Raw genomic sequence first — 12,921 nt, 5'->3', positions numbered from 1 at the left:
CGCCACTGACCTGGACCGGGCCGGGATCGGGGTCGGGGTGAGCCGTCGACGCCGGTTGGCGGTGCTCGTCCCTTCGGCCGGACCGGTATCGTCACGCCGACGGATCGGCCTCGGTCGTCCCGTCGCGTACCCGCCGTCGCTCGCGAGGAGTCGAAGATGACCGTCGTGCCGCGCCTGGTGCTCAGCGCGCCGTCCTCCGGACATGGCAAGAACGCGCTGGCGATCGGGCTGCTCGCCGCCCTGGCCGAGCGCGGGGTCGACGTCGCCGGGTTCAAGCTCGGGCCGGACCCGGTCGACGCCGCGTACCTCGGCCTCGCCGCCGGCCGGCCCGGCCGGGTGATCGACCCCCGGCTGGTCGGCGCCGACCGGCTCGCCCCGCTGGTGGCGCACGGCGCCGCCGGTGCCGGGCTCGCCGTGGTGCAGGGCGGCATGGGGCTGTACGACTCGATCGGCGGTCGCCCGGAGCAGGACTCCACCGCCGCCGCGGCGGCGGCGCTGCGCAGCCCGGTGGTGCTGGTGGTCGACGTGGCCGCGATGGGTCAGTCGGTGGCCGCCCTGGTGCACGGCTTCCGCTCGTACGACGAGCAGTTGTGGCTCGGTGGGGTGATCCTCAACCGGGTGGCGTCGTCGCGGCACGAGGAGTTGCTGCGCGAGGCGCTCGACGACGTGGGGGTGCCGGTCTACGGCGCGCTGCGCCGCCAGGACCTGCCGGCGGTGTTGCCGTCGCGGCGGCACGGGGTCGCGCCGGTGGTCGACGGGTCGCCCGACACGGCCCGCGCGGTCCGCCGTCTCGGCGAGGCGGTCGCCGCCACCGTCGACCTGGAGCGACTGCTCGGGCTGGCCCGATCCGCCCCGCCGCTGCCCGCGCCGGCCTGGTCGCCGGAGGAGGCGCTCGGGGCGTTCACCGCCCCGGCGAACCGTCCGCTGGTGGCGGTCGCCGGTGGGCCGGGCGGCAGCTTCAGCCACCCGGAGACCACCGAGTTGCTCCGGGCCGCCGGGGCGGAGGTCGTCACCATCGACCCGCTGCGCGACGAGGCGCTGCCGGTCGGCACCCGGGCGCTCGTCGTCGGCGGCGCGCTGCCCGAGGCGTACGCCGAGCAGTTGTCGGCCAACCGGCGGCTCTGCATCGCGGTGGCCGAGTTGGCGCGGACCGGGCGGCCGGTGGTCGCCGAGGGCGCCGGCCTGCTCTGGCTGGCTCGGGAGCTGGACGGGCTGCCGATGTGCGGCGTGCTGGACGCGGTCGGCGTGAGCCGCGACGGCCTGGTCGCCGGCTACCGGGAGGCGACCGCCCAGACCGACAGCGTGGTGGCCGCCGCCGGCACGGTGCTGGTCGGCCACAAGGCGCACCGCGCGGTGCTGACCCCGCGGGCCGGCCAGCGCCCGGCGTGGAGCTGGGACGGTGGCAGCCCGGAGGGCTTCGTGTGGCGTAACGTGCACGCCTCGCAGCTCACCCTGCACTGGGCCGGTCATCCGGCGGCGGCCGGCCGGTTGGTGTCCGCGGCGGCGACCGAGCCGGTGGCCGAGGCGGTGCCCACGCCGTCGACCGGAGCGTCGGTGTGATCGGTCAGGTGGCGGTCCGCCGGTTTCCGGCGTTGACCGTCTCCACCCCGCGCACCGAGGTACGGCAGCTCACCGCCGCGGACGCGGCGGCGGTCGGGGAGGTCTTCGCGGACAAGTTGACCCGGCGCTGGCTGCCCCTGCCCGACGACTCCGGCCCGATCGACGGACACGCCTGGTGCACCGACCTGGCCCGGCAGCGGCGCGACAGTGGCGAGGGCGACCACTACGCGGTGCTGCGGCGGGAGGACGACCAGGTGGTGGGCTCGCTGTGGACACGGCGTACCGACTGGGGCGCCCGGCTCACCGAGGTCTCCTACGCGATGGCGCCGGAGGCGCGGGGCTTCGGCCTGGCCGCCGAGGCCGTCGACGCGGTGGCCATCGCGTTGATCCTGGAGCACGGCTTCCAGCGGGTCGAGCTGCGGGTCGCGCCCGGCAACCTGGCCTCCCGCCGGGTGGCCGAGAAGGCCGGCTTCAGCTACGAGGGCCTGCTGCGCAACGCGGGGCTCGCCGGGGGCGGCCGGGTCGATCTCGAACTCTGGTCGTTCGTCGCCGCCGACCTACGCTGACAGGGGCCGTGGCGGCGTCGCCTGCCGCCAACCGGGTCGCCCGGTGTCAGCCGACCATCGCGTCGGACGGTGGGGTGAACTGACGGGTCGGGGTGCCCTTCAGGCCGTCCCGCAGGGTCTCCGCGACGGCCGCGATCGGGATCTGGGACTGCCCGTCACCGACCGCGTTGAACGGGTTGTCCGGATCGGAGATGAAGCTCGCGGCGGCCAGCTCCGGTGTGTAGCCGACGAACCAGGCGGACCGCGTGCTGTCCGTCGTACCGGTCTTGCCGGCCACCGGGCGGCCGACGGTGCCCCGCACGCTGTCGGCGGTGGACCAGCCGCCGCAGCTCCCGCGCGCCGGCGTGTCGCCGGTCGGGCAGCGGGCCGCGTCGGTGGCCGCCCGCGCGGCGTCCGCGCTGACCACCTGCCGGCAGCGTGGCTTGGCCACCTCCCGGTGGATGCCGCCCGGCGTGACGTACGTGGCGGGTGTGCCGTCCCGGTTCATGATCGCGGAGACGGGGATGGCCTCGCAGTACCTGCCGTCGGCGGCGATCGCGGCGTACGCGTTCGCCATCTCCAACGGGGTGGCGTCGGAGACGCCCAGGGTGAACGCGCCCCACTTGGACGCCTTCGCGGGGGAGGCGTGGTCCCGGTCCACGTCGGTACGCCAGCGCAGCCCGAGTTGCTCGGCCAACCGGACCGCCCGCTCCGCGCCGACCTTCTCCTCCAGCCAGACGAAGTAGGTGTTCACCGACTTGCCGAACCCGGACCACATGGTCTGCTGACCGGTCATCGCCCCGCTGGCGTTCGACGGGGACCAGCCGTCGTAGACCTCGGACCGGTAGCGGTGAGGGGCGTTGAAGGACGTGGAGAGGGGCATGCCGGCGTCCAGGGCGGCCAGCATCGGGAACATCTTGAACGTCGACCCGGCCTGGTAGCCCGCCAGGTCGCCGCCGCCCAGCAGCGGCGCCACGGTGTTCGGGTAGTTGGCCTTCACCTTCGGCCCGGCCTCCGGGTTCGAGCTCTGCGGGTTCTCCTCCAGGTCCAGCGAGTAGGTGCGGTTCACCGCCATCGCCTTGACCCGCCCGGTGCCCGGCTCGGAGACCACGATGCCGTTGGCGAACGGGCTGCCGGTGGCCTCCTTGGCGCCGACGTTCTTCTCCGCCGCCGCCTGGATCTTCGGGTCGAGGCTGAGCACGATCCGGTAGCCGCCCCTGCGCAGGTTGTCCATCCGTTCCAGCCGGGTCGCGCCGAACGCGGGCTGGGCGCTCCACCAGTTCTTCAGGTAGTCGCAGGCGAACCCCCAGCTGTTGTACTTCTCGGGCACGGCGGCGCAGTCGTGCGGCGGGGTGGTCAGCTTCAGCCGGATCGGCTCGGACTTGGCGGCGGCGGCCGAGTCGGGGGACAGGTAGCCGAGTTGGCTCATCCGGTCCAGCACGTAGTTGCGCCGCCCGGTGGCCTCCTTCTGGTCGGAGTCGGCCGGGTCGTACTCGGACGGGGACTTGACCAGTCCGGCGAGGGTGGCGGCCTCGACCGGGGTGAGGTCCTTCGGGGTCTTGGAGAAGAAGATCTCGCTGGCCGCGTAGATGCCGTACGCCCGGTGCCCGAAGTACGCCGAGTTCAGGTAACGCTCCATGATCTGTTCCTTGCTCAGCTCCTTCTCCAGGTCCAGCGCCATCCGCATCTCCTTGATCTTGCGGACGCTGGTCTGCTGGGTGGCCTCCTGGACCTCCTTGGGAGTGGTCGCGCTGTCCCGCAGGGCCATCCGCACGTACTGCATCGTCAGCGTCGACGCGCCCTGGGAACCGCCGGAGCGGGCGTTGGACACGAAGGCCCGGGCGACGCCCTTCGGGTCGACGCCGTGGTGCTGGTAGAAGCGGGAGTCCTCGGCCGCGACGATCGCCTGCTGGATGTTCGGCGACATGTCGGACAGCTTCGTGTACTGCCGGTACTCCTCGTAGAACATGGTCAGCACGGTCTTGCCGTCCGGGGCGTAGACGTACGAGGTCTCGGCGGGCATCGCCGTCCGCAGCACCCGGGTCTTCTGCTCCACGGCGTGCGCGGTGGCCTTCGCGCCGATCCCGGTCAGGGCGACGAGGGGGTACGCGGCGGCGGCGATCACGATGCCGGCGATCAGCCCGGCGCGTAGGAGAGGGACGAGACGACCAGCGGCGGCAAGGGGTCGGTTGCTCACAGGGTCAAGTTATGACATTTCCGATTCGTACATGAGAAGAACTCTTAAACCGGCGAGTGGTGACGCGGCTTACGGTGGGATCGACTGTTCCCCCGGCCGCCTTCCCGGCAGGATCGCGGACATGTCCGACCACCGGAGTGCCGTCGCGGCCGAGCCGGACCTCGCCCACCACGGCGACGCGGAGGTCGGCGACGGCCTGATCGACCTCGCCGTCAACGTCCGCCGGGCGTCGCCGCCCGCCTGGCTGGCCGAGCCGATCGCCGCGACCCTGAGCGACCTGGCGCGCTACCCGGACCCGACGCCCGCGCGGGCGGCGGTCGCCGCCCGACACCGCCGTCACCCGAACGAGGTGCTGCTCACCGCGGGCGCGGCCGAGGGCTTCGTGCTGATCGCGCAGGCGCTGCGCGGCGTTCGCCGTCCGGTGGTGGTGCACCCCCAGTTCACCGAGCCGGAGGCCGCGCTGCGGGCCGCCGGGCACACGGTCGAGCGGTTGCTGCTGGACGTCGCCGACGACTTCCGGCTCGACCCGGCGAGGGTGCCCGCCGACGCCGACCTGGTGATGATCGGCAACCCGACGAACCCGACCTCGGTGCTGCACCCGGCCGAGACGATCGCCGCGCTGGCCCGTCCCGGCCGGGTGCTCGTGGTGGACGAGGCGTTCGCCGACACCACCATCGCCCCCGGGCATCCCGGCGAACCGGAGTCGCTGGCCGAGCGCCGCGACCTGCCCGGACTGCTCGTGGTGCGTAGCCTCACCAAGACCTGGGGGCTCGCCGGCCTGCGGATCGGCTACCTGCTCGGCGCCCCGGAGCTGCTGACCCGGCTGGCCGCCGTCCAGCCGCTCTGGGCCGTCTCCACGCCCGCGCTGGCCGCCGCGTCGGCCTGCGCCAGCGCCGTCGCGGTCCGGGCCGAGCGCGCCATCGCCGCCGACCTCGCGACCGACCGCGACCACCTGGTCGCGCGCCTCGCCGACCTGCCCGGCGTACGCCTCGTCGGCCGCCCCGCCAGCGCGTTCGTCCTGCTGCGCGTGCCCGGCGCGAGCCGGGTACGGTCCGCCCTGCGCGAGCGCGGCTGGGCGGTCCGCCGGGGCGACACGTTCCCCGGCCTCGGCCCGGACTGGCTGCGGGTGGCGGTACGCGACCGAGACACCACCGACGCGTTCGTCGACGTGCTGCGCGAAATCATGGAGGCATGATGCTGGAGACCACGATCGCCGCGATCCGGGAGCCGGACGAGGCGGCCATGGCCGCGGCCCGGGAGCTGCACGGCCGGCTGACCAAGCCGGCGGGCTCGCTGGGCGCGCTGGAGGAGCTGTCCGTACGCCTCGCCGGCCTGGCCGGGGTCTGCCCGCCGCCGCTGCCCGAGCCGGTCGCGGTGGCGATCTTCGCCGGCGACCACGGCGTGCACGCCCAGCGGGTGAGCCCGTGGCCGCAGGAGGTCACCGCGCAGATGATCGGCAACTTCCTGGCCGGCGGCGCGGTGGTCAACGCGTTCGCCCGGCAGGCTGGCGCGTCGGTCACCGTGGTCGACGTCGGCGTGGCCGCCCCGCTGGCCGTCGGTGCGGAAACCGGCGCGGCCGTCCTCGACCCGTCCACGCCCCGACTGGTCGTCGCGCCCGTCCGGCGCGGCACCCGCGACCTCACGGTGACCGCCGCCCTCACTAGGGACGAGGCGCTGGCGGCGGTGCGGACCGGCATCCGGATCGCCGACGAGCTGGTCGACGCCGGGGCCGGCATCCTGCTCACCGGTGACATGGGCATCGCCAACACCACCCCGGCGGCGGCGCTGATCGCCGCGTTCACCGGCGTCGACCCGCTCGACGCCACCGGCCGGGGCACCGGCATCGACGACCCGACGTACGCCCACAAGGTGGCAGTGGTGCGGGCCGCGCTGGCCCGGCACACCCCCGATCCGGCCGACCCGCTGGGCGTGCTGGCCGCCGTCGGCGGCCTGGAACACGCCGCCCTCGCCGGGCTGATCCTCGGCGCCGCGGCCCGTCGCACGCCGGTGCTGCTCGACGGCGTGATCGCTGTCTCCGCCGCCCTGGCCGCCACCGCGTTCGCCCCGGCGGCGGTCGGGGCAATGGTCGCCGGTCACCGGTCGGCCGAGCCCGGCGCGACCGTCGCGCTCCGTCACCTGGGTCTCGACCCGCTCATCGACCTGGGGCTGCGTCTCGGTGAGGGCACCGGGGCGCTGCTGGCGCTGCCCGTGGTCACCGGCGCGGTACGCGTCCTGCACGAGGTGGCCACCTTCGACTCCGCCGGGGTGGCCGAGAAGTGACAGCGAATCCGTACCCCCTGGGCCTGCGGCTCGACGGGCGGCGGGTGGTGGTGGTGGGCGGCGGCGCGGTCGCCACCCGGCGGGTCCCGGCGCTGCTGGACGCCGGCGCCGACGTGCTGCTCGTCGCGCCGGACCTGACCCCCGCCCTGCGCGCCCGGGTGGACGCGGGCCGGCTGCACTGGGTGCCGCGCCGGTTCGCGCCCGAGGACCTGGACGGCGCGTGGCTGGTCCAGGTCGCGATCGACGATCCGCTCGCGGCGGCCGCGGTGAGCGCGGTCGCCGCCGAGCGGCGGATCTTCTGCGTCCGGGCCGACGACCGCACTGCCGCCACGGCCTGGACCCCGGCGGTGACCCGACACGGCCCGGTCACCGTGGCGGTCCTCGGCGGCGGCGACCCGCGCCGGGCCATGACAGTGCGTGACGCCATCCGGGACCTGCTCGCCGTGCGCCTGGTGTCCGACGGAGTCCCGCCGACGCCCGACCGGTCCGACGCCTCGACCGGGGCGGCGGGCCGGCGGCGGACCGGTCGGGTTGCGCTCGTCGGCGCGGGCCCGGGTGATCCAGAGTTGATCACGGTGAAGGGCTGGCGACTGCTCACCGCCGCCGACGTGGTGGTCGCCGACCGCCTGGTACCCGGGCTGCTCCTGGACGAGCTGCGCCCGGACGTCGAGCTGGTGGACGCCTCGAAGATCCCCTACGGCCCGTCCCGGGCGCAGGAGGAGATCAACCAGATACTGGTCGAGAGGGCGCTGGCCGGCGCCTCCGTGGTACGCCTCAAGGGCGGCGACCCGTACGTCTTCGGCCGGGGCGGTGAGGAGTTGCTGGCGTGCGCGGCGGCCGGCGTACCGGTGACGGTGGTTCCCGGGGTGACCAGCTCGATCGCCGCTCCGGCGGCGGCCGGCATCCCGGTCACCCACCGGTCGGTGGCGCACGAGTTCACCGTCGTCTCCGGGCACGTGGCACCCGACTCACCGGCCTCGCTGGTGCGCTGGGACGCCCTCGCCGGCCTGCGCGGCACGCTGGTGATCCTGATGGGGCTGAAGAACCTCGCCGCCATCACCGCCACGCTGATCGCCCACGGCCGCTCTCCCGAGACGTCTGCCGCCGTGGTCCAGGAGGCCACCACCGGAGCCCAGCGAGCGCTCCGCTCGACACTCGGCGCGGTAGCCGCCGAGGCGCACGCCGCCGACCTCCGCCCACCAGCCGTCGTCGTGATCGGCGACGTGGTGCACGCCCTCAACACCTAACCCGCACCCCACCCCACCCCGCCCCCGCCCCCGCCCCACCCCACCCCACCCCCGCGATCTTGCACTTGTTGTTGCGGCATAAGGGGCATAACGGTGCGTTTCGTCAACCAAACGTGCAAGATCGGCGCGGACAACGAGAGGGGGCCGGGGCGCTTCAGCGCGCTCCGGCCCCCCCTCGTGTGCTTGATCTACTGCTTGAGCATGTTGTCCAGCAGCAGGGCGCAGCGGATCAGCCCGAGGTGGCTGTACGCCTGCGGGTGGTTGCCCAGGCCGCGCTCGGCGAGCGGGTCGTACTGCTCGGGGAGCAGCCCGGTCGGGCCGGCGGTCAGCACCATCTGCGCGAAAAGCTCCTCGGCGTCGGTGCGGCGGCCGGTGCGCAGGTACGCCTCGATCAGCCACGCCGTGCAGATGTGGAAGCCGCCCTCGCGGCCGGGCAGGCCGTCGTCCCAGTGGTAGCGGTAGACGACCGGCCCGCTGCGCAGGTCGGCCTCGATCCGCAGGACCGTGGAGAGGAAGCGCGGGTCGTCACCCGGGAGCAGGCCGGAGAGGCCGATCCAGAGCGACGAGGCGTCCATGTCCTCGTCCCCGTACGCGACGCTGTACGCCTCGACGTCGTCGTGCCAGCCGTGCTCCAGCACGTTGGCGCCGATCCGGTCGCGCAGGTCCTTCCACTCGGGTCGGTCCTCGCCGCCGTGCTGGCGCATCACGTGCAGCGCCCGGTCGACTGTCATCCAGCACATCACCTTGGAGAAGACGTGGTGCCGGGGTGGCAGCCGGGCCTCCCAGATGCCGTGGTCGGGCTCGTGCCAGCGGCGGCGGACCGCCTCGACCATGTTCTCCAGGACCCGCCACTCGTCCTCGCGGACCGAGCCACGGGCGTCGGCGACGGCCGCGATCAGGTCGGCGATGGGGCCGAACACGTCGAGCTGGAGCTGGTGGTTGGCGAGGTTGCCGACCCGGACCGGGCGGGACCCGGCGTACCCGGGCAGCGTGTCGATGACCGCCTCGGCGCCCAGCTCGTACCCGTCGATGGTGTAGAGCGGGTGCAGCCGCTCCGGGTGCCCGCCGGTCCGCTCGATGCAGCCGTCCACCCAGCGCAGGAACGCCTCGGCCTCCTCGATGGAGCCGAGGTCGACGAGCGCGCGGGCGGTCAGCGCGGCGTCGCGCAGCCAGCAGTAGCGGTAGTCCCAGTTGCGGACGCCGCCCAGCTCCTCGGGGAGCGAGGTGGTGGCCGCGGCCAGGATCGAGCCGGTCGCCTCGTGGCAGAGCCCGCGCAGGGTGAGGGCGCTGCGCGCGACCAGGTCACGGGAGGTGGACGGCAGCCGCAGCGAGGCGACCCAGTCCTTCCACGGCTGCTCGGCGGCGGCCTGCCGCTCGTGGATCGGCACCCGGTGGTGCTCCAGGCTGTGCGTGCCGAAGCGCAGCTCCAGCACCACCTGGCCGCCGGCGGCGGAGAGGTCGACGACCGCCTTGGCGGTCTCGAACCCGCCGTCGTTGCGGACCTCCCACTGCACGCCCGGGGCGTAGAGCGCGACCGGCTCGTTGGAGCCCAGCACCAGCAGGCCGTCGCCGAGCGGCTGCAACTGCACGGCCACCTGGCCGAACTCCGGGCGCGGCGCGAACTCGATCCGGGCCTTGCCGCTGCCGGTGAGCACCCGGACCAGTGTCGAGTCGCCGGTGATGACCGCCGGGCTGTCGTCCGGGGTGGTCTCCCGGGCCGGCTTGTCCAGCCAGTCGGTGACGGTGAGGCCGGACCACCGGGTCTCCACTGTCATCGTGCCGGAGCGGTAGCGCTGGCCCAGCGGGATGCCGCCGCGCTCGGGCGCGACGCTGAAGTGGCCGGCCGGACTGCCGCCGACCAGGTCGGCGAAGATCGCCGCCGAGTCCGGCTTGGGGTGGCAGAGCCAGCTCACCTTCGCCTCGGGGGTGAGCAGTGCGACGGTACGACCGTTGGCGAGCATGGAGTGCCGCTCGATCGGCACCGCGCGCTCGCCGAACAGCCAGTGCCGCCGGGTCTCCAGCAGCAGACCCAGGACACGTGCGGCCTCCAGCGGATCGCCCACCCGGTGGTCGGCCTGGGTGTCCCCGGGGCCGATCTTGATGCCCAGGTCGGGGCCGTGCAGGTTGCCGAACGCGTTCTCGTCGGTGATGTCGTCACCGATGAAGAGGACCGCGCTGGCGGCCAGTTGGGTACGCAGTTGGTCGACGGCGGTGCCCTTGTGGGTGGCCACGACGGAGAGCTCGATGACCTCCTTGCCCTGGGTCACCGTGACCCCGTCGAAGGTGGCCGGGCCGTTCAGCACCGCCTCGGTGGCCGCCGCGGCGATCTGCGGGTCGACGCCCCGCGTGTGCATCGCGACGCTCGCCGGCTTGCGCTCCAGCCGGATGCCGGGGTGCTGGGCGGCGATCTCCCGCAGCGCGTTGCGCACCTGGGTGCGTACCGCCACCAGCTCGGGGGAGAGCCGTTCGACGAAGCCGATGTCGAACTCGGAGCCGTGACTGCCGACGAGGTGCACCTCGCTGGGCAGCCGGGAGAGGGCGGCCAGGTCGCGCAGCGCCCGGCCGGAGACCACCGCCACGGTGGTCTGCGGCAGCGCGGCGAGCGCGCGGACGGCGGCCACCGCCTCGGGCAGTGGGACGGCGGTGCTCGGGTCCTCCACGATCGGCGCCAGTGTGCCGTCGTAGTCGCAGGCGACCAGGAGCTGGGGGACCCGGGCGATCCGGCCGATGGCGGCGCGCAGCTCGGGGTCCAGCACCCCGGCGGCGACTGCCACCTGATCGTTGACGGACGTGTTCACTCGGCCTCCGCCTCGGGAACTCCCAGCTCCGAGAGGAACGACTTGGCCCAGTGGCCCACATCGTGGGTACGCAGGTGACGTTGCATGGTCCGCATCCGGCGGCGTGCCTCGGTTTTCTCCACGTGCACGGCCCGGAGCAGGGCGTCTTTGACCGCGTCCGGATCGTGCGGATTGCATAGGAATGCCTGACGCAGCTCGGTGGCCGCGCCGGCGAACTCACTGAGCACGAGCGCCCCGCCCTGCTCGGCACGGGATGCTACGTATTCCTTTGCCACCAGGTTCATGCCGTCGCGCAGCGGGGTCACCATCATCACGTCGGCGGCTACGTACATGGCGGCAAGCTCACTGCGACTGTACGACTGATGCAGATAATGCACCGCCGGCACGCCGACCCTGCCGAATTCGCCATTAATCCGACCAACCTCGCGCTCTACCTTGACTCGAAGTGCCTGGTAGTGCTCGACACGTTCGCGGCTGGGCGTGGCGACCTGCACCATAACCGCGTCGGGAACTGTCAGCTTTCCGTCAGCCAGCAGTTCCCGGAACGCCTTCAGGCGTAGCTCGATGCCCTTCGTGTAATCCAGCCGGTCCACGCCCAGGATGATCGTCTTCGGGTCGCCCAGCTCGGCACGGATCTGCTTGGCCCGGGCCTGGATCGCCGGGTCCTCGGCCAGCCGCTCCATCTCCTTGGTGTCGATCGAGATGGGGAAGGCGCCGGCCTTCACCTGTCGACCGTCGACCTGGATCATCTGACCCTCGTAGCGCAACCCGAGGAGGTGCCGGGCCAGGCGGACGAAGTTCTGCGCCGCCAGCCGCTGCTGGAAACCGACCAGGTCGGCGCCGAGCAGGCCGCGCAGGATCTCGGTGCGGAACGGCATCTGCATGAACAGCTCGATCGGTGGGAACGGGATGTGCAGGAAGAACCCGATCCGCAGGTCCGGGCGCAGCTCACGGAGCATCGCCGGGACCAGTTGGAGCTGGTAGTCCTGCACCCATACCGTCGCGCCCTCGGCCGCCACGTCCGCCGCGGCCTCCGCGAACCGGGCGTTGACCAGGCGGTACGCCTCCCGCCAGCGACGCTTGTAGGCAGGGGTCTCCACCGCGTCGTGGTAGAGCGGCCAGATCGTCGCGTTCGACTGGCCCTCGTAGTAGCGCTCCAACTCCTCGGCGCTGAGCGGAACCGGGTGCAGCCGGATGCCCTCCAGGTCGAACGGCTCGGGGGCCGCGCCGGTGCCGCCGGCCCAGCCGACCCAGGTGCCCTGGTGTTCGGCGAGTACGGGATGCAGCGCGGTGACCAGCCCACCCGGGCTGCGTCGCCACTGCCGTCCCTCGGGTGTGCTCACCTCGTCGACCGGCAGACGGTTCGCCACTACGACAAAGGAGCTACGGACGGTCACGATCGGCCACCTCCGGGTACTGACGGGTCCACCGCGTTGAGCGTACTGAGCGTAGCTGCGGCGTCTTGTGCCTCGTGCCGGAGTCTCCTACCCGCGTGCGCACGACCGAATCCCAAAGGTGATCTTGTCGACAGCCCACCGGTCAGAGGTCGATGATCGGCCATTCCTTCGGCAGCACCTCGCCGAGCAGTTCCCGCCGATCCGTCATGATCGGTACGAGAGGGTTGGCGGCGGCGTCCATCGCCAACTGGGCCAGATCCATCCGGCCGTTCATCCGACGCGACCAGCCGCCGAGGTAGCTGCACATCTCGGGTTCGACGGGGGTGATCTGAATATGCGGCAGCGCGCCGAGCGGTTCGAGCATCTCCCACTGCGCGGCGGTCGCCAGTTGATGTGCGTTGGCGAGGCACAGGGCGGGAACGAGCACCTGCCGGCCGCGGTCGGCAGCCTTCGCGATCCGGTGCCCGACGTCCAGTTCTGTCGAGGAGTAAGCGAGCAACGCGGTGGTGTCCAGTGCGAGGCCGAAAGCGATCACCTGCGAGCCTTGGCGCGTGCCGCGTGAAACTTGTCGCGTGCTGCCAGAACCTCGTTCTGTAGCCTGGCAGCTTCCGTCCGCAGCTCCGGCGTGATGCTCGCCTCCAGCTGGTCCATCTCGACCTGAGCCCGCGCCAACCCCTCGTCAGTGAGCGCGAAGCCAGCGCCCCGCAGGATCTCCCGCGTCCTTTCTCCGGCCACCCGGCGTCGCAGTGATTCCGCCACATAGGCGGAAGCGTTCGGTTCCTGTGCGAGCCGTTCGGCGAGATCGTCAGGCAGGCTGACTGTGATCTTCTTGGTCATACCGAAAAAGCTACTTTGCCTTACCGGCAGGGGCAACGTGGCTCGCCGGCGTACTCCTGG

At 72.9% G+C, this 12,921-nt stretch carries 10 protein-coding genes; 5 read left to right on the top strand and 5 right to left on the bottom strand.

The window, feature by feature from the left end; all coding sequences use genetic code 11:
• Positions 1-156 precede the first annotated feature (156 nt).
• Positions 157-1,560 carry a cobyrinate a,c-diamide synthase gene (locus O7634_RS03380; protein WP_278148705.1) on the top strand — a complete coding sequence of 468 codons (1,404 nt, stop codon included), beginning with the start codon at positions 157-159 and terminating at the stop codon, positions 1,558-1,560.
• The gene (locus O7634_RS03375; RefSeq protein ID WP_278148704.1) at positions 1,557-2,126 is read left to right on the top strand and encodes a GNAT family protein; all 570 of its coding nucleotides are present in this window, start codon (positions 1,557-1,559) and stop codon (positions 2,124-2,126) included. Before O7634_RS03380 ends, O7634_RS03375 begins: the two co-directional genes overlap by 4 nt.
• 46 nt (positions 2,127-2,172) lie before the next feature.
• On the opposite strand, the gene O7634_RS03370 is transcribed toward O7634_RS03375, so the two are convergent.
• Positions 2,173-4,302 carry a transglycosylase domain-containing protein gene (locus O7634_RS03370; protein WP_278148703.1) on the bottom strand — a complete coding sequence of 710 codons (2,130 nt, stop codon included), beginning with the start codon at positions 4,300-4,302 and terminating at the stop codon, positions 2,173-2,175.
• A 121-nt stretch (positions 4,303-4,423) separates the two neighbouring features.
• Here O7634_RS03370 and cobC point away from each other — a divergent pair, with 121 nt between their 5' ends.
• The 3 genes from cobC to cobA are packed head-to-tail and all read left to right on the top strand — an operon-like array spanning position 4,424 to position 7,829.
• Positions 4,424-5,497, top strand: coding sequence for an Rv2231c family pyridoxal phosphate-dependent protein CobC (gene cobC / locus O7634_RS03365; protein WP_278148702.1), 1,074 nt, complete (start codon positions 4,424-4,426; stop codon positions 5,495-5,497).
• Positions 5,497-6,582, top strand: a complete 1,086-nt coding sequence (cobT, locus tag O7634_RS03360) for a nicotinate-nucleotide--dimethylbenzimidazole phosphoribosyltransferase (protein WP_278153855.1) — start codon at positions 5,497-5,499, stop codon at positions 6,580-6,582. The genes cobC and cobT overlap by 1 nt, the downstream gene beginning before the upstream one ends.
• Entirely contained in the window at positions 6,579-7,829 is a 1,251-nt protein-coding gene (gene cobA, locus O7634_RS03355) for a uroporphyrinogen-III C-methyltransferase (RefSeq protein ID WP_278148701.1), read from the top strand. The genes cobT and cobA overlap by 4 nt, the downstream gene beginning before the upstream one ends.
• 188 nt (positions 7,830-8,017) lie before the next feature.
• Here the strand turns inward: cobA and otsB are convergent, their stop codons facing one another.
• The 4 genes from otsB to O7634_RS03335 form a co-directional block, all read right to left on the bottom strand.
• Entirely contained in the window at positions 8,018-10,627 is a 2,610-nt protein-coding gene (gene otsB / locus O7634_RS03350; RefSeq protein ID WP_278148700.1) for a trehalose-phosphatase, read from the bottom strand.
• Positions 10,624-12,024: a trehalose-6-phosphate synthase gene (locus O7634_RS03345; RefSeq protein WP_278148699.1), complete on the bottom strand. Its 1,401-nt coding sequence runs from the start codon at positions 12,022-12,024 to the stop codon at positions 10,624-10,626. The genes otsB and O7634_RS03345 overlap by 4 nt, the downstream gene beginning before the upstream one ends.
• Before the next feature lie 142 nt (positions 12,025-12,166).
• Complete coding sequence (locus O7634_RS03340; protein WP_278148698.1) at positions 12,167-12,559, bottom strand: hypothetical protein; 393 nt, start codon at positions 12,557-12,559, stop codon at positions 12,167-12,169.
• The gene (locus O7634_RS03335; protein ID WP_278148697.1) at positions 12,556-12,861 is read right to left on the bottom strand and encodes a hypothetical protein; all 306 of its coding nucleotides are present in this window, start codon (positions 12,859-12,861) and stop codon (positions 12,556-12,558) included. The genes O7634_RS03340 and O7634_RS03335 overlap by 4 nt, the downstream gene beginning before the upstream one ends.
• Positions 12,862-12,921: the final 60 nt, after the last annotated feature.

It is taken from the genome of Micromonospora sp. WMMD1120, assembly GCF_029626235.1.
Taxonomy (GTDB): domain Bacteria; phylum Actinomycetota; class Actinomycetes; order Mycobacteriales; family Micromonosporaceae; genus Micromonospora.
This window is presented reverse-complemented; position numbering and strand designations above follow the sequence as displayed.

Bases quoted from the DNA above. Each gene is read 5' to 3' on its own strand.
- O7634_RS03335 (WP_278148697.1), bottom strand. From the start codon at position 12,861: ATGACCAAGAAGATCACAGTCAGCCTGCCTGACGATCTCGCCGAACGG.
- cobT (WP_278153855.1), top strand. From the start codon at position 5,497: ATGCTGGAGACCACGATCGCCGCGATCCGGGAGCCGGACGAGGCGGCC.
- cobC (WP_278148702.1), top strand. From the start codon at position 4,424: ATGTCCGACCACCGGAGTGCCGTCGCGGCCGAGCCGGACCTCGCCCAC.
- O7634_RS03380 (WP_278148705.1), top strand. From the start codon at position 157: ATGACCGTCGTGCCGCGCCTGGTGCTCAGCGCGCCGTCCTCCGGACAT.